Raw genomic sequence first — 15,999 nt, 5'->3', positions numbered from 1 at the left:
GGGAACGTGTTGGACCGTCCGGTCGAATGCCGCAAGACATGCGTGCACGGATGCCGGACTGGGCAGCCGGGCGGGGTCGACTCTCATGGCTGCAGTAACGGCGGCACCCAATCCCGCGCGTTGCACAAGGACCCCGTCCGGCTCTATCTGCTCGGCGCGACTGGAGTGAGGAACATGGCAGCGTCGAAACTCGCGGTGGGTGTGCTGGGTGCGTCGGGCTACACGGGCGCGGAACTGCTGCGCCTGCTGGAGCAGCACGACCGGGTCCAGGTCGAGGTCCTGACCGGCGATCGCATGGCCGGCAAGCAGATCGGCGAGGTCTTCCCGCATCTGGCGATGCAGAAGCTGCCGAAGCTGGTGAAGATCGAGGATGTCGACTTCGCCGCGCTGGACGTGGTGTTCTGCTGCCTGCCGCACGGCACCACCCAGGAAGTGCTGCGCGACCTGCCGCACAACGTGAAGATCGTCGACCTGTCCGCCGACTTCCGCCTCTACGACCCGAAGCTCTACCACCAGGTCTACGGCCATCCGCACGCGGCGGTGGAACTGCAGAAGGAAGCGGTCTACGGCCTGACCGAGCACTACCGGGACAAGGTGAAGGCGACCCGGCTGGTGGCCAATCCCGGCTGCTACACGACCACCGCCGAACTGCCGCTGGTGCCGCTGCTGGCCGAGGAACTGATCGAGCGCGACCCGATCGTGATCGACGGCAAGTCCGGCGTGTCCGGGGCCGGGCGCTCGCTGCGGGAGAACCTGCTGTTCGCCGAGGCGGCCGACGGATTTTCCGCCTATGGCGTCGGCAACCACCGGCATGCGCCCGAGATCGACCAGTGCCTGAGCGAGTTCGGCGGCGGGAAGGTCGAGGTGAGCTTCACCCCGCATTTGGTGCCGATGCTGCGCGGGATCTTCGCCACCAGCTATGTGCGGATGAAGGACGGCGTGGAGGTCCAGGACCTGCAGGAGCGGCTGGAGGAGGCCTATGCCGACGAGCCGTTCGTGCATGTCCTTCCCCCCAAGTCCCTGCCCTCGACCAAGCAGGTGCGCGGCTCGAACCACTGCCTGATCGCGGTGCATCCCGACCGGATCAAGGGCCGGGCGATCCTCCTCTCGGTGACCGACAACCTCATCAAGGGTGCGTCCGGCCAGGCCCTGCAGAACATGAACGTGATGACCGGCCTGCCGGAGACCAGCGGCCTGACCATCGGCCCCCTCTACCCGTGACCGTGACCCTGGCCGACGTGCAGGCGGCGCACCGGCATATCGCCGGTGCAGTGGCGCGCCCGCCCTGCCTGCCGTCGCGCACCCTCTCGGAGATCACCGGCGCGGATGTCCGGCTGAAGTTCGAGAACTTCCAGTACACCGCCTCGTTCAAGGAGCGCGGGGCGCTCAACCGCCTGCTCCAGGCAAGCCCAGAAGAGCGCGCGCGGGGCGTGATCGCCATGTCGGCCGGCAACCATGCCCAGGGGGTGGCCTATCATGCCAGCCGGCTGGGCATTCCTTCGGTGATCGTGATGCCGGCCTTCACCCCGATCGTGAAGGTCGAGAACACCCGCAAGCTCGGTGCCCGGGTGGAACTGTTCGGTGAGAGCGTCGAGGAGGCGGGCAGCCACGCCCGCGCCATCGCTGCCGACGAGAACCTGCTGTTCGTCCACCCGTTCGACGACCCGGCGGTGATCGCCGGGCAGGGCACCATCGCCCTGGAGATGCTGGAGGACCACCCGGACCTGGACGTGCTGGTGGTGCCGATCGGCGGCGGTGGGCTGATCTCGGGCATGGCCACCGCAGCCAAGGCGATCCGGCCAGGCATCGAGATCGTGGGGGTGGAGGCGGCGCTCTATCCGACGGTGTGGCGGCTGCGGCGCGGCCTGCCGATCGAGGCGGGCGGCCCCACCATCGCCGAGGGCATCGCGGTCAAGCATCCGGGCGCCCTCACCCTGCCGATCATCGAGGAACTGGTCGACGATGTCGTGCTGGTGGACGAGGCGGCGCTGGAGACCGCGGTCCTGATGCTGCTCGAGATCGAGAAGACCGTGGTGGAGGGCGCCGGAGCCGCCGGCCTGGCCGCCCTGCTCGCCAATGGCGACCGGTTCCGCGGGCGCAAGGTCGGGCTGACCTTGTGCGGCGGCAACATCGACAGCCGGCTTCTGTCCGCCGTGATCCTGCGCGGCCTGGTGCGCACCGAGCGGATGGTGCGCTTCCGGGTCAGCCTGCCCGACCGGCCGGGCAGCCTGACCAAGGTGACGGGGCTGATCGCGAAATGCGGCGGCAACGTGGTCGACGTGGCGCACCAGCGCGCGTTCGCGCGGATCTCGGTGATGCAGACCGATGTCGACGTGACGATTGAGACCCGCAACGCCGCCCATGCCGCACAGATCCGCAACACCCTGGCCGCCGAAGGCTACGCGGTGCGGGGCCTGGACGAGGCGCCGTCCGCCGGCGGGCTTTAGCCCATTCTAGGACTAAAGTCTTTAAGCTCTCTTCAACTTGTGGTAGAACACGCCTCCTGTCCCATGCCACGGAGCGGCAAGGTGCGCGTGCTGATCCTGGAATCGACCTCCCGCCTCGCCGCCGGTCTCCAGCGGGAACCCGGGGAGCGGCTGGATTTGCGCGGCACCGCCAGCCTCGCCGAGGCGATGCTGCTGCGGGAACGGCCGGGCTGGCAGCCGCAGGCCATCCTGTCCGAACTGACCCTGCCGGACGGCGAGGGCGCCGAGATCGTCGACGCGCTGGGCCGGGCCTTTCCGGGCACGCCGGTGCTGTTCTCGACCGGCGATTGCGCCCAGGCACGCCGCCAGCTCGACGCGGTGCTGGCATCGCCTGCCCTCCCCTGCCTTCCCCGGCATCTGGCCGATGAGCGCCGCGAGATCCTGGGCGAGATCGACATCGTGGCCCGCCGGGCGGCCGACCAGGCGGTCAGCCAGGCGATCGAACGGCTGATGGCGCGGCTGGGGCTGGACGACGAGGACGGCGTGAAGACCGCAATCCGGCTGGCCCGCGCCTATGAGAATGCCCGCTCAAGATTCTGGTCGGCGGTGACGTCCGGGCTAGCCAGCGGCTTCCTGATAGCACTGGGGGTTGGGCTGGTGGCCTTGGTCAAGGGCGGCGGGCTCCTGCCCTGAAGGAACAGCGACCCGGACTGGCTCCTCGCGAGCCCGCCCTCGCTCGATAAAGCGCGCTCCGCAACCGCCCCTCGGGTGGTTCCATCGGGAAGAACGGGCGCAGCGGTCCGACGCGGTCCCAAGTGGACTGCTGAACTCCTTTTCTTGGCGATCGCGCAGGACCAGGGCCGCCGGTTGGACCTGAGCCTCCGGCCTGCCCGCCTGGATCGCCGGCTGGTTCCGCGTCCGCGGGCCGCCTGAGCGCAGGCACCCTCCCGCGAGGGGTGGACATCGCGATTGGATATTGTATCCAATCATGGCAAGCAGAACGGGATCCTCATGCAGCGCCTCCATCGCACCGCCGCCGATCAGGTCGTCCAGGAGCTCCGGCAGCGGATCCTGACCGGGGAGCTGCCGGCGGGGGCGCATCTGCGCCAGGAGGCGGTGGCGGAGATGTTCGGGCTAAGCCGGATACCGGTGCGCGAGGCGCTGCAGCGGCTGGATGCCGAGGGCTGGGTGCGGTTCGCGCCGCACCGGGGGGCCTTCGTGTCGGGCCTGTCCAGCGAGGAGGTCGCCGAGCTGTTCGAGCTGCGCCTTCTGCTGGAACCGCATCTGCTGGAACGGGCAGTGCCCCGCTTCGGGCCGGCCAGCCTGAGTTCCCTGCGCGAGGCGGCGGCGCTGTTCGAGCGCGAGCTTTCCGGCGACGACCGTCGCGGCTGGGGAGCGGCGAACCGGGCCTTCCACCGGCAGCTCTACGCGCCGGCGGGCCGGCCCCGGATCGCTTCCCTGGCGCAGGGATTCGACGAGCGGGTCGAGGCCTATGTCGGCGCCCATCTGGCGCTGGAAGGCATCGCCCCCCGGGCGATCGCCGAGCACCGCCAGCTGGTGGCGGCGGTCGAGGCGGCCGATGCCGCCCGGGCGGTCACGGTCTTGCGCGACCATCTGGAGCGGACCCGGGACGAGCTTACCGGCTGGATCGATAAGCGGGAGAAGGCGGCATGAGAATCACCGGGATCAGGGTCTGGCAGATCGATCTGCCGCTCGCCGAGGGCAGCTACCAGTGGGCGGGCGGCAAGTCCGTGCAGGTGTTCGACACCACGCTGGTCGCGCTCGACACCGATGCCGGCCTCACCGGCTGGGGCGAAGTCTGCCCGCTGGGACCGGTCTACCTGCCGGCCTACGCCGAAGGCGTGCGCGGCGGGATCCGCGAGCTCGGCCCCCACCTGCTCGGCCTGGACCCTTGCGAGCACGGCCGGCTCTGGCAGGCGATGGACGGCCAGCTCAAGGGCCACCCGTTCGTGAAGTCCGGCCTCGACATGGCAGCCTGGGACCTTCTGGGCAAGGCTGCCGACCTGCCGGTGGCGACGCTCCTGGGCGGGATCGTCACCCCGGAGATCCCGCTCTACCGCGCGATCAGCCAACGCCCGGCCAAGGAGATGGCGGCCAACCTGCGCAGCCATCGCGACGCCGGCTACCGGCGCTTCCAGCTCAAGGTCGGCGGCGACGCCGACGAGGACATCGCCCGGATCCGGGCCTGCCGCGCCATCCTGGAGCCTTCCGACAGGCTGGTGGCCGACGCCAACACCGGCTGGCTGGCGGCGGACGCGATGCGGGTCGTCAACGCGGTCCGGGATCTCGACCTGTTCATCGAGCAGCCCTGCCTCACCTACGAGGAGAGCCTGTCGGTGCGCGAGCGGACCACCCTGCCCTTCGTGCTCGACGAGAACATCGACGGGCTGGAGCCGCTCCTGCGGGCGTCCCGCGACCGGGCGATGGACATGGTCAACATCAAGCTCAGCAAGCTCGGCGGCCTCACCCAGGCCCGCCTGATCCGCGAGTTGTGCGCCCGGCTGGGCCTTTTGATGATCGTCGAGGACAGCTGGGGCGGTGACGTCACCACCGCGGCGATCGCCCACGCGGCTGCCAGCACGCCTTCCCGCAACCTGTTCGCCGCCACCGACTTCAACGGCTACGTGACCCGCTCCTTCGCCGACGGCGCCCCCCGGCGCGACGGCGGGATCATGCGGCTGCCGCCCGGCCCCGGCCTGGGCGTCACCCCTCGCCTGGCCGAGCTGGGCGAACCGGTCTTCACCATCGACTGAACCCGACCGTCTGCCACCTTCAAGCAAGAGGACGACTTCCATGGGCATCAACTGGCGCGGCGTCTTTCCGGCCGTCACCACCCAGTTCCACGACGACGAGCGCATCGACTTCGCGGCCAACGGCAAGCATGTCGAGTGGCTGCTGGAGAGCGGCGTGCACGGGCTGATCATGCTCGGCACGGTCGGCGAGAACGGCTCCCTGTCCGCCGGGGAGAAGCGCGACGTGCTCAAGGCCACCAAGGAGCTGGTGGGTGGCCGGGTGCCGATCATCGCGGGCGTGGCCGAGAACCGCACCGCCGATGCCTGCCGCTATGCCGAGGACTGCGCCGCCATGGGCCTGGACGGGCTGATGGTGCTGCCGGGCATGATCTACAAGGCGGACGCCCGCGAGAACGTCGCGCATTTCCGCACCGTGCTGAACGCCACCGACCTGCCGGTGCTCGCCTACAACAACCCGATGGTCTACGGGGTCGACCTGAAGCCCGAGACCTTCGTGGAACTGGCCGACCAGAAGACCCTGGTGGCGATCAAGGAAAGCTCGGATGACGTCCGCCGGCTCACCGACATCATCAACGCCACCGGCGACCGCTTCACCCTGTTCTGCGGCGTCGACGACCTGATGATGGAGAGCGCGCTGCTGGGTGCGGTCGGCTGCGTCCACGGCATCGCCAACGCCTTCCCGGCCGAGACCGTGAAGATGTGGGAGCTGATGGAGGAGGGCCGCTGGAATGAGGCGCTGCCGCTCTATCGATGGGCGACGCCGATGTTCCACCTCGATACCAGCCCCAAGCTGGTCCAGTACATCAAGCTGGTCCAGCACCTGGTCGGCCGCGGCAGCGAGACGGTGCGGGCACCCCGCCTGACCATCGCGGGCGAGGACCGGGCACGGGTGGAGGCGATGGTCAAGAAGGCGCAGGCCGAGCGGCCGGCGTTCGGCTGAACCGACGCATGAACTGCCCCCGAGCGGAACGGTCGTTCCGCTCGGGGCAGCATGGCCGCAAGCGCCAGGACATCCTGGCCACGACCGGACGGCTGTTCTGCCGGGACGGCTTCGGCCGGACCGGCATTGACCGGCCCATGGCCCGCGCCGGCGGGGCGCTCGGCACCTTCTACCGGAAGTCCCGACGCCAGGACGAGGTGGTGGCAGGGGCTGCCGCCTGACCCGGCGCAACGTTGATCCTGGAAGCTTCTGGAAGAAAGGGGCCAGCGCTTCAGCCAGCGGCGCCTGGCGATCAGCAGCCCCCCAGGACTTCCTGGAGCAGCGCGTCCTCGCCGCCGGCCCCCCCTTGGCGCTTGGGCGTCAGTGCGACGCCCTGGGCGTCCCGCAGGGCACCGCAGCCCTGATCTCCGTGTTGCAGCCGATGCCGACCACGACATGCTCGCCGAGCCTGTGCCGGGCGAGCATGTCGTGGCCCGCCACCATGGTCTGAAGCCAGGCGATGCCCGGCATCGCCCTTGCCTGGCTGGCGCCGCGCCCGCCTGCAGCTGAAAACAAAGAAGGCCGGGCGTCGCCGCCCGGCCTTCTCCATGATCGTTCGATGAACGCCGAGGGATCAGCGCTTGCTGAACTGGAAGCTGCGGCGGGCCTTGGCCTTGCCGTACTTCTTACGCTCGACCATGCGCGAATCGCGGGTCAGGAAGCCGCGGATCTTGAGCGCCGGACGGTTGGTCGGGTCGTAGGCCACCAGCGCGTGGCTGATGCCGTGCCGGACCGCACCGGCCTGGCCGGACAGGCCGCCGCCGACGACGGTCGCGACGATGTCGTAATGGCCAAGCGCTTCCAGCTGCTGGAAGGGCTGGTTGACGATCATCTGCAGGGTCGGCCGCGCGAAGTAGGCGGGCATCTCCTTGCCGTTGACCGTGAACTTGCCGCTGCCGGGCTTCACCCAGACGCGGGCCACGGCTTCCTTGCGGCGGCCGGTGGCATAGGAACGGCCCTGGGCGTCGATCTTCGGCTGGGCCGGAGCGGCGACGGGCTCGGCGGCGGACGCCGGGCGCAGGCGGGCGAGGTCGGAAAAGGAACTGGTGGTCTCGGCCATGGATCTGCTCAGGCTGCGGTGCGGGCGTTCTTGGAATTCAGCGCGGCGAAGTCGACCGAAGCCGGCTTCTGCGCCTGATGCGGATGCTCCGCACCCTTGTAGACGTGCAGCTTGCGCATCACGTCGCGGCCAAGCGGCCCGCGGGTGATCATCCGCTCCACCGCCTTCTCGATGACGCGCTCCGGGAAGCGGCCGTCCAGGATCTTGTCGGCGTGCACACCCTTGATGCCACCGGGATGCCCGGTGTGGCGATAGTAGACCTTCTGGGTCCGCTTGTTGCCGGTGAGCACCACCTTCTCGGCGTTGACGATCACCACGTGATCGCCGGTGTCCATGTTCGGCGTGAACATCGCCTTGTGCTTGCCGCGCAGACGGTTCGCCACGTAGCTCGCGAGCCGGCCCAAGACGAGGCCTTCGGCATCGATCAACAGCCAGTCCTGCTGGATGTCGGCCGGCTTGGCGGAATAGGTGCCCATCAGATCAACTCACTTCTGCCATCGCTACCTGACGGCAGCCACAAGAGATTTGTCGCCGGTAGCAGGTGCTCCCAGCGGTGGACGGTCGTCTAGCCGTCACACGGGTCCGGAGTCAAGAACGCGACCGCGGTGGAATCGCGTAGGTGCCGACCGCATGGGCCACCGGCTCGACGTTTCCTTCGGAGAAAAGCCGGGCCTCGGCGATCGCGAGCGTCCGGCCGAGGCGGATGACCCTGGCCTCGGCCAGCACGTCCGCATGGCGCGGCTTGGCCAGGAAATGGAAGGTCAGGTCGGTGGTCACGCAGAGCGGCTCGTTGCCGATCCGGGCCAGGATCGCGCCCCAGAGCGCGATGTCGACCAGCGTCATCATCGCAGGCCCGGAGACCGAGCCGCCCGGACGCAGCGCGATCTCCCGCCACGGCAGCCGCACGACCGCCGCCTCGCCGTCGAACCGCTCCAGCCTCAGCCCGAGCAGCCCGGCCAGGGGCACGGTGTCGCAGGCCATCGCCTCGAACCCGGCCGCATCCAGGGGTGGGAGAGGATCGTCCGACACTATATCAGGGTTCCAGCTGCAGGTGACCGGCGGTCTGTGGCGATGCGCCGTCGCCGCCGCAAGCCGCGCGTTGCCGCACAAAGCCATTCTCGGGACCCAGCCTTCATGTCGGCCAGCACCATGCAGAACGAGCCCGTGATCCTCCGGGACGACCGGAACGGGGTCGCGACCCTCACCCTGAACCGCCCCAAGGCGTTCAACGCCCTGTCCAAGGCGGTGCTCACCGAACTGGAGCGGCTGGTCGATGCCATCGCCCAGGACCGCTCGGTGCGGGTGGTGGTGCTGACCGGCCATGGCGCCGCGTTCTCCGCCGGCCACGACATGAAGGAGATGGCGTCCGATCGCAGCGAGGCGGCCCTGACCGACCTGTTCAGCCATTGCTCGCGGGTGATGGTGAAGCTGACGAGACTGCCCCAGCCGGTGGTGGCGCGGGTCGACGGGATCGCGGCCGCGGCCGGTTGCCAGCTGGTGGCGGCCTGCGACCTGGCAGTCTGCACCGAGGACAGCCGCTTTGCCACCTCGGGCGTCAAGTACGGCCTGTTCTGCGCGACCCCGGCGGTGGCGCTGCGCCGGGCGGTGCCGCAGAAGGCCGCCCTGGAGATGCTGTTCACCGGGGACTTCATCGACGCCGCGGAAGCGCTGCGGCTGGGTCTGGTCGGGCGGGTGGTGGCGAAGGAGGCGCTGGACGATGCGGTCGTCGACCTCGCCGCCCGGATCGCGGAGAAGCCGTTCGACGTGATCGCGCTGGGCAAGCGGGCCTTCTACGACGAGGCCGGCATGGGCCTGGAGGAATCCTACCGCCATGCCACCGGCGTGATCGTGGAAAACGCGCTGGGGGCCGACTTTGCCGAGGGCGTCGCCGCGTTCGCCGAGAAGCGCAAGCCCGCCTGGCCAAACAACTGATCCGCCCGCCTGCCCCCTTCCCTCACTTCATGCGGATGCGCATCCGCCGGAACTTGCCATGAGCGCCGAACTCGCCGACCTCCGGTACAACGATGCTGACCTCCGGCGCATCCTCAAGGAAGCCAAGACCATCGCGATGGTCGGCGCCTCCATGAACGAGATGCGGCCGTCCTACTTCGCGATGCTCTATCTGCAGGGCAAGGGCTTCCGGGTGATGCCGGTCAACCCGCGCTATGCCGGGCAGACCTTGCTGGGCGAGACGGTGTATCCCGACCTAGCCTCGCTACCCGAGGTCCCGGTGATGGTCGACATCTTCCGCCGCTCCCAGGACGTGCCCCCGATCGTCGACGAGGCGATCCGGATCGGCGCCAAGGTGGTCTGGATGCAGCTGGGCGTGCGCCATGACGAGGCGGCGGCCAAGGCGGAGGCGGCCGGCCTGGAGGTGGTGATGAACCGCTGCCCGAAGATCGAGTATGCGCGGCTGTTCGGCGAGATCGGCTGGCTGGGCGTCAACCGCGGCACGATCTCGTCCAAGCGGGGCCAGGCCATGCAGCTTTCGAAGTTCCGCGCGCGGCCGTGACCATGGCCACGGCGCAGGCAAGCGCTTGGTCGGCATCGTCGCCCGGGGTCGCGCGTCGCCCTCAAGCGGCCGTGCCGCCAGCCGCCGGCAGGAGCGGCGGCTGGCGGGGCCCGGGCCTCAGCTCTTGAGCATCTCGCGGACCGAATCCGCGAATTCCTGGACGTTGGACTGGTCGATGATCTTGGTCGGGATGATCTGCATCTTGTTGTCCGGGACCATCGAGCGGTCGCCCTCGATGTAGCGGGCCAGCGCCATCACCGACTGGTAGCCGAACTCGTAGGGCTGCTGGACGACCGTCGCCTCGATCACCCCTTCCGAGATGCCGCGCAGCGTCAGCTGGTCCTCGTCGAAGCCGACGATCTTGACCGCGCCTTCCTTGCCCGCCGCCTTGACCGCATTGTAGATCTGCGGGGTGTTGTAGGCCCACAGGCCCGAGAGCAGCTGGATCTCGTCGCCGTACTTGGTCAGCGTGTCCTCGGCATTGGCGCGCGCCTTGGCCTGGTCGCCGCCATCGGTGCGGATGTCGACGATCTCGACCTTGCTGCCTTCCAGCGCCTCCTTGATGCCCTGGACGCGCTCTTGCGCGTTGGCCGCCTCCATGGTGCCCACGAACAGCATGATCTTGCCGCCCTCGGGCAGCGCTTTGAGGATCAGCTTGCCGTGCTCGCGGCCGGCATCGACATTGTCGGTGCCGATATACATGATCCGGTTGGAGTTGGGCGCGTCGCCGTCCACCGTGAACAGCGCGGCCTTTTCGGCGATCCGGTTGAGGATGTCGGTGGAGTTGTCCGGGTTCACCGGGCTGATCGTCACCCCGGCGACGTTCAGGGCGAGCAGGTCTTCCAGGATCTGCTTCTGGGCCGCCGCGGACATCTCGCCGGGGATGAACATCCGCACGTCGTAGTTCGGCAGCTCGGCGGCGGCCTTTTCCAGGCCGCGCCGGGCGATCACCCAGAAGTCCGCCGGCACGTTGACCACGAACGCGATGAGCGGCTTGTCCGCCGCGAGCACCGGCCGCCCCAGCAGCGGGGTGGCCAGGACGGTCGACGCAGCGCCGAGCACGGCCTGCCGCTTGGTGAGTTTCATGATTTGCTTGTCCTCCGCTGATCCGGCACGCGCCCCCCGGATCGGCCAGGGGACAATGATGGTCGTGCTTGCGCTCGATGGCTGGGAAAACCGGGCCTTGTCCAGGGAATTGATTGCCCGGCGCATAGCCCATGGCCGCATCCCGGAGATGCCTTGGCCGGTGTTCGACGAGGGGTCATGCCCGTACCTGGCTACCCGCAGCCGGATAGCCTTTCCGCGCCGAGTTGCAGGAAGGCCGCCCTTCCGCCGGCGTGCTAGCCGGTGGGGATGGTCAGCAGCGGCTGCGGCCTGGCCGGGTCGGTCTGGACCATGGACACCAGCAGCATCAGGAAGGTGAAGGTGCGCTTGCTGGCATAGTCGGTGTCGTCGATCCAGAACCAGCCATCGCCATGGTCGATCTCGACATAAGGGTCGTCGGGGCGGTCCAGGCCGGCCTGGATGCGCAGGACCGGCTGCTCGGGAATGTCGGCGACCGTCGCGGGCGTGCGGCCGGACTGCACGTCGGGCGGCGGCACCTGGATCCGCCCGGCGACCTCCAGCAGCACGTCCAGGAGCGGGCGGGTGATCATCCGGATCTCGCGGCCGTTGCCCGCCCCCGACCCATAGATCATCGGGAACTCGTTGACGTCGGGATCCAGGCCCAGAAGGATCCGGATGTCCTTGACGCGACGGTCGGTGCCGCGGCTCTCGTCGACCAGCACGAAGCGCGGGCGGCCGAGCCCGTCGCGATCGGTACGGACGCCCAGCACGCCGGTGGTGCGGACCGCGCGAAAGCGCTCGATCACGATCTCCCAGCGCGGATGGGCGGGGATCGATTCCCCCGGCCGGGTCGAGCCGTTCGACAAGCCGTTGATGGAAGCCACGGTCAGGCCGAACACCATGTCCGGCGGGAAGCCGGTCAGCCCCAGCACCGCCAGGACGCCTGGCGGCAGCGGCTGCAGGAGGCGCTCCGACAGGGCGGCGCCGGTCACCGGCTGCCAGGTGATGGTCGGCCGATCGATATAGCGGCCCTCGCCGGACAGACGAAGATCCTCGCCCAGGTCCAGCCCGCTGGTGAACGTGGTGCCGGTGCCGACCGATCCCTCGACCTGGTAGCCGGCCACCACCTGGCCGATGTCGAGGAAGGCCACATGGTCGGCGTAGCGCAGCCGCACGACCGCCCCCAGCACCTGCCGCTTGGCCGCATCGGCGATCGCGTCGGTGTAGTCGCGCTGGTCCCGGACGATCGTGGACGGGCCGATCGAGGCGCAGGCGGACAGCAGACCCGGCAGAGCGGCCAGAAAAGTGCGGCGGGCGAGCTTCATGGGCGGACCATGCCGGAAACCGGCGGAGCTTGAAAGTTACCGGCGACTCATGCAGCACCACGGCACGGTCCGATCGGGAGACATTCGATGGCGGAAGAGACGGGTTACGGATTCGAGACGCTGGCGGTCCATGCGGGTGCAGCGCCGGATCCGACCACCGGTGCCCGGGCGGTGCCGATCTACCAGACGACCTCGTTCGTGTTCGACGACGTCGACCACGCCGCGGCGCTGTTCAACCTGCAGAAGTTCGGCAACATCTACTCGCGCCTGACCAACCCGACGGTCTCCGTCCTGGAAGAGCGTCTGGCGGCCCTGGAAGGCGGCACCGCCGCATGCGCCACCGCATCCGGCCACTCCGCGCAGTTCCTGACCTTCCTGAACCTGCTCTCGCCCGGCGACCACGTGGTCTCGTCCAACCGCCTCTATGGCGGCTCGATCGCGCAGATGAGCGGGACCTTCCCGCAGTTCGACTGGCATGTCAGCTTCGTCGACCCGCGCGAGCCCAATAACTTCAAGCAGGCCATCACGCCCAGGACCAAGGCGCTGTTCGTCGAGAGCGTGTCGAATCCGGACGGGATCGTCGCCGACCTGGAGGCGCTGGCCGCCATCGCCCATGAGGCCGGCGTGCCGCTGATCGTCGACAACACCCTGCCCAGCCCCTACTTCTGCAACCCGCTGAAATGGGGCGCCGACATCGTCGTGCATTCGCTGACCAAGTACCTGGGCGGCCAGGGCAACTCGGTGGGCGGCGGCATCGTCGAAGGCGGCCGGTTCGACTGGGCGCAGAACGACAAGTTCCCGCTGATGACCAAGCCGACCTCGGCCTATCATGGCCTCTCGTTCTACGAGACCTTCGGGAACTTCGCGCTGACCGTGCGCAACAAGGCGATCGGGCTGCGCGACATGGGTCCGGCGATGTCGCCGTTCAACGCGTTCCTGATCCTGAACGGGATCGAGACCCTGCCGCTGCGGATGCAGCGTCACGCCGAGAACGCCGACAAGGTCGCGGCCTTCCTGGAGACCCACCCGGCGGTGGCCTGGGTATCCTATGCCCGGCTGGAGAAGAACCGCACGCCCCTGCTCGACAAGTACTGCCCGAACGGCGTCGGCTCGGTCTTCACCTTCGGCGTGAAGGGCGGCTACGAGGCGGGGGTGAAGGTGGTGGACAGCTGCGAGCTGCTCAGCCACGTCGCCAACATCGGCGACACCCGCTCGCTGATCATCCACCCGGCCTCGACCACGCACCGCCAGCTCACCCCGGAGAAGCAGGTGGCCGCCGGGGCCGGGCCGGATGTGGTGCGGCTCTCGATCGGCATCGAGACGGCCTCCGACATCATCGCGGACCTGGACCAGGCCCTGAAGCAGGCGTCGCGCTGACGCCGCACGAGACGACCCGCTGGCGGCGAGGGCGCCGTCAGCGGGGATGGTCGTCCAGCATCACGAGGTTCGGACGCCTGGGCGGCGGCACCAGCGTCTGCAGAAGCTGGGCATAGAAGGCACCGTAAGCGGAGCCACGACCGGCCGCTTCCCGGCAGGCCGCCTGGACCCGGACCAGGGCGGCCCGCATCGAGCTGTCGCGCGTCTGGATCGAGCCGACCAGCGCCTTGAGCCGGACCGGCGGCAATCCGAGATCGCCCTCCCAGAACAGCACCTGGGTGCCCAGCAGCCAGACCGCCAGCGCGTCGGCCAGCGCATCCAGGCCAAACGAACGGATCTCGTCGCACAGCGACGCGATCTGTCCGGCCCGAACGGTAGCCGGATGGCGCGGCCGCAACGCGTCCGGCCAGTCGTCGGTGTCGCCCAGCCAGTTGAACGACCAGTCCGGCACCATCTGGTCGGCCAGCACGATCAGCCAGCCGACATCCTTGGAGCTGGCGTCCAGGCGGCGCATGTCGGCGGCGAGCCCCCACATCAGGTCGCGCGGCAGCGGGCACACCATGTCGTAGACCCCGGCGACCAGGTCGGAGAAGCGCCTGGCCATCGCCAGGATCGGCGCCCGCGCCGCTGTCTCCTCCTCGGTCAGCTCGACGAAAATGTAGTCCATCTCGCCGGAGGGATAGCTCTCCGACAGCCAGTGCCGGGGCCGCGGCTTGTCCTCGGGCCAAGTCTCGATCACCCGCTCGCGGCGCTCGGCATTGTAGCGGGTCATCGTCTCGGCGATCTCGACGAGCAGCGTCGGCCTGGCATGGTCGATATCGGTATCGACGTCGCCTTCCCCCTGCAGCGGCAGGGCCAGCAAGGCCTGCAGGACCGGCAGGAACCCGGCGAAAGCGTCGTCGCTCCACTTCCAGGCGTCCACCGCCTGGGGAAGCTCCTCGCGCCAGATGTTGGAGAGCTGCGCCACGGCCTCCGGTGCCCGCGGCCGCCCTTCCGCCCGCGAGGGCAGGACCAGTTCCGCCGCGATCGCGACCAGGTCGGCGACCTCGCCGCCACCGCCTCCCGGTGCTGCGCAGATCTTCTCCACCACCGCCAGGACCAATTCCCGGGCATGGTCGGGAATGTCCTTCAGCCGATGGGTCCAGCGCCGGTCGGCTTCTTCCTCAGGGAAGATCACCGACAGCCAGCTCGCGATCCAGACGGCCGGATGCTCGTCGTCCGGCAGCCCCTGGAACAGCTCGTCGGCAAGATAAGCCGGCTCGAACGGGGCGAAGCGCCCCTGCTCGCCTGGCTCCGCCGGCGGCACGGGCAGGGCTTCCTCGTCTTCCAGTTCCTCCAGCAGGAGCCGGATCAGCAGCGTGTCCGGGTCGCTCGTGCCCAGCAGCAGGTCGCCCGGCCAGGCCGCCAGGGCCGCGGTGACCGGCGTGACCGCCCGCCGGCCCTCGATCACGTCGCAGACCGCCTCAACCAGGGCAGACGCCTCGCCAGTCTCGGCAAAGCGCCGGAGTGCGCCCTGCCCGGCCCGCGCCGGGTGATCTAGGATGTGCGCGATGATCGACCTCCTGAACATGCTGCCGCACGCGCGGTGCGAGGATGGAACAGCCGGTTCATCGCTCGTCGCGCGCGAGCAGGACACCTCCCAGAAGAATGAAGGCCGCTCCCACGATCGTCCAGATACCCGGCAGTTCCCCAAAGGCCACGAACCCCAGGAGGCTGGCGAACAGCACCCAGGAGTAGGTCAGGGGCCCGATCACGGAAACCGGAAGAGCCCGCCAGGCGCGCACATTCACGAACTGGCCGACAATGCCCAATGGCCCCAGCGCCAGGATGAACAGGGCGGTCCCGGACTCAAGCGGCTGCCAGACCATCAGGGCCGGCACCGCCAGGACCAGAAGACCCAGCACATGCACGGTGAAGATCACCGTCCAGGCCTCGTCGACCTCGACCAGCTTCTTGATGACCACGGCCTCCAGCGCGAACATAAGGGCGCTGAGCAGGGCGATCGGCACGCCCAGCGAGACCTGCCAGTCGATCCGCCAGGGCTGGGCCGCGACGATCGCGCCGCCCAGGCCGATGACGGCGGCCAGGGCATGGCGCCTGCCGATGCGCTCGTGCAGGAACAGACCCGCCAGCAGCACGGCCAGCACTCCCTCGAGGAGGCCGAGCGTGCTGGCCTGGGCCAGCGGCAGGCGCACCCCCGCCTCCAGCGCGCACATCAGCCCGCCATAGCCGCAGACGACCCGGGCGATGCTCCAGCCGGGGGCGCGGGTGAGCAGCGGCACGCGGCCGCGGACCAGCAGCCGCCAGACCAGCAGGACCGGGAGCGCGCCCAGCAGGCGCAGGGTCACCAGCTGCGGGAGCGGCACCTCGCCGCCGGTCAGCTTGCCGGCGGCGAAGACCACGGTGAAGATCAGGATCCCGCAAAGCGCGAAGCCGATGCCGGCGATGCGTCCCGGGACCGCGTCCACCAATCTGCCGGCT

General features: G+C 69.2%; 18 protein-coding genes. 10 read left to right on the top strand and 8 right to left on the bottom strand.

What is annotated here, in order from left to right; genetic code table 11:
* Window positions 1–174: 174 nt before the first annotated feature.
* The 7 genes from argC to GEMRO_RS0112265 all read left to right on the top strand — a co-directional run bounded on the left by argC (window position 175) and on the right by GEMRO_RS0112265 (window position 6,361).
* Window positions 175–1,221, top strand: a complete 1,047-nt coding sequence (gene argC / locus GEMRO_RS0112300) for an N-acetyl-gamma-glutamyl-phosphate reductase (RefSeq protein WP_027134226.1) — start codon at window positions 175–177, stop codon at window positions 1,219–1,221.
* Window positions 1,218–2,447 carry a threonine ammonia-lyase gene (locus GEMRO_RS29300; RefSeq protein ID WP_051328994.1) on the top strand — a complete coding sequence of 410 codons (1,230 nt, stop codon included), beginning with the start codon at window positions 1,218–1,220 and terminating at the stop codon, window positions 2,445–2,447. Before argC ends, GEMRO_RS29300 begins: the two co-directional genes overlap by 4 nt.
* Window positions 2,448–2,528: 81 nt before the next feature.
* Complete coding sequence (locus GEMRO_RS0112290) at window positions 2,529–3,119, top strand: DNA-binding transcriptional response regulator (RefSeq protein WP_157505564.1); 591 nt, start codon at window positions 2,529–2,531, stop codon at window positions 3,117–3,119.
* A gap of 318 nt (window positions 3,120–3,437) precedes the next feature.
* A complete protein-coding gene (locus GEMRO_RS0112280) occupies window positions 3,438–4,100 on the top strand; it encodes a GntR family transcriptional regulator (RefSeq protein WP_035485224.1) in 663 nt (220 codons plus the stop codon).
* Window positions 4,097–5,200, top strand: a complete 1,104-nt coding sequence (locus tag GEMRO_RS0112275) for a cis-3-hydroxy-L-proline dehydratase (protein WP_027134223.1) — start codon at window positions 4,097–4,099, stop codon at window positions 5,198–5,200. The genes GEMRO_RS0112280 and GEMRO_RS0112275 overlap by 4 nt, the downstream gene beginning before the upstream one ends.
* A gap of 40 nt (window positions 5,201–5,240) precedes the next feature.
* Window positions 5,241–6,140, top strand: coding sequence for a dihydrodipicolinate synthase family protein (locus GEMRO_RS0112270; protein ID WP_027134222.1), 900 nt, complete (start codon window positions 5,241–5,243; stop codon window positions 6,138–6,140).
* A gap of 8 nt (window positions 6,141–6,148) precedes the next feature.
* On the top strand, window positions 6,149–6,361 hold the full coding sequence (locus tag GEMRO_RS0112265; RefSeq protein WP_027134221.1) for a hypothetical protein: 213 nt from the start codon (window positions 6,149–6,151) through the stop codon (window positions 6,359–6,361).
* Window positions 6,362–6,500: 139 nt separating this feature from the next.
* On the opposite strand, the gene GEMRO_RS34220 is transcribed toward GEMRO_RS0112265, so the two are convergent.
* The 4 genes from GEMRO_RS34220 to GEMRO_RS0112245 form a co-directional block, all read right to left on the bottom strand.
* The gene (locus tag GEMRO_RS34220; RefSeq protein WP_157505563.1) at window positions 6,501–6,650 is read right to left on the bottom strand and encodes a hypothetical protein; all 150 of its coding nucleotides are present in this window, start codon (window positions 6,648–6,650) and stop codon (window positions 6,501–6,503) included.
* Window positions 6,651–6,753: 103 nt separating this feature from the next.
* Window positions 6,754–7,239 (bottom strand): 30S ribosomal protein S9, encoded by a 486-nt coding sequence (gene rpsI / locus GEMRO_RS0112255; RefSeq protein WP_035485221.1) that lies wholly within the window; start codon window positions 7,237–7,239, stop codon window positions 6,754–6,756.
* A gap of 8 nt (window positions 7,240–7,247) precedes the next feature.
* Complete coding sequence (rplM, locus tag GEMRO_RS0112250) at window positions 7,248–7,715, bottom strand: 50S ribosomal protein L13 (protein ID WP_027134219.1); 468 nt, start codon at window positions 7,713–7,715, stop codon at window positions 7,248–7,250.
* A 112-nt stretch (window positions 7,716–7,827) separates the two neighbouring features.
* On the bottom strand, window positions 7,828–8,268 hold the full coding sequence (locus GEMRO_RS0112245; RefSeq protein ID WP_169728377.1) for a PaaI family thioesterase: 441 nt from the start codon (window positions 8,266–8,268) through the stop codon (window positions 7,828–7,830).
* A 105-nt stretch (window positions 8,269–8,373) separates the two neighbouring features.
* Here GEMRO_RS0112245 and GEMRO_RS0112240 point away from each other — a divergent pair, with 105 nt between their 5' ends.
* Window positions 8,374–9,171 carry an enoyl-CoA hydratase gene (locus GEMRO_RS0112240; RefSeq protein ID WP_027134217.1) on the top strand — a complete coding sequence of 266 codons (798 nt, stop codon included), beginning with the start codon at window positions 8,374–8,376 and terminating at the stop codon, window positions 9,169–9,171.
* A gap of 58 nt (window positions 9,172–9,229) precedes the next feature.
* A complete protein-coding gene (locus GEMRO_RS0112235) occupies window positions 9,230–9,751 on the top strand; it encodes a CoA-binding protein (RefSeq protein WP_027134216.1) in 522 nt (173 codons plus the stop codon).
* Window positions 9,752–9,868: 117 nt separating this feature from the next.
* On the opposite strand, the gene GEMRO_RS0112230 is transcribed toward GEMRO_RS0112235, so the two are convergent.
* Window positions 9,869–10,837, bottom strand: coding sequence for a sugar-binding protein (locus GEMRO_RS0112230; RefSeq protein ID WP_027134215.1), 969 nt, complete (start codon window positions 10,835–10,837; stop codon window positions 9,869–9,871).
* Between the two features lie 254 nt (window positions 10,838–11,091).
* Window positions 11,092–12,141: a hypothetical protein gene (locus GEMRO_RS0112225; protein WP_027134214.1), complete on the bottom strand. Its 1,050-nt coding sequence runs from the start codon at window positions 12,139–12,141 to the stop codon at window positions 11,092–11,094.
* A gap of 87 nt (window positions 12,142–12,228) precedes the next feature.
* Here GEMRO_RS0112225 and GEMRO_RS0112220 point away from each other — a divergent pair, with 87 nt between their 5' ends.
* Window positions 12,229–13,518: an O-acetylhomoserine aminocarboxypropyltransferase gene (locus GEMRO_RS0112220; protein ID WP_027134213.1), complete on the top strand. Its 1,290-nt coding sequence runs from the start codon at window positions 12,229–12,231 to the stop codon at window positions 13,516–13,518.
* A 37-nt stretch (window positions 13,519–13,555) separates the two neighbouring features.
* On the opposite strand, the gene GEMRO_RS0112215 is transcribed toward GEMRO_RS0112220, so the two are convergent.
* Window positions 13,556–15,088: a hypothetical protein gene (locus tag GEMRO_RS0112215; protein WP_027134212.1), complete on the bottom strand. Its 1,533-nt coding sequence runs from the start codon at window positions 15,086–15,088 to the stop codon at window positions 13,556–13,558.
* A 37-nt stretch (window positions 15,089–15,125) separates the two neighbouring features.
* Window positions 15,126–15,986 carry a DMT family transporter gene (locus GEMRO_RS34665; RefSeq protein WP_169728376.1) on the bottom strand — a complete coding sequence of 287 codons (861 nt, stop codon included), beginning with the start codon at window positions 15,984–15,986 and terminating at the stop codon, window positions 15,126–15,128.
* Window positions 15,987–15,999: the final 13 nt, after the last annotated feature.

This window comes from Geminicoccus roseus DSM 18922 (assembly GCF_000427665.1).
Lineage (GTDB): Bacteria > Pseudomonadota > Alphaproteobacteria > Geminicoccales > Geminicoccaceae > Geminicoccus > Geminicoccus roseus.
Note: the sequence above shows the minus strand (reverse complement) of the source record. Positions and strands in the feature narration are given on the sequence as shown.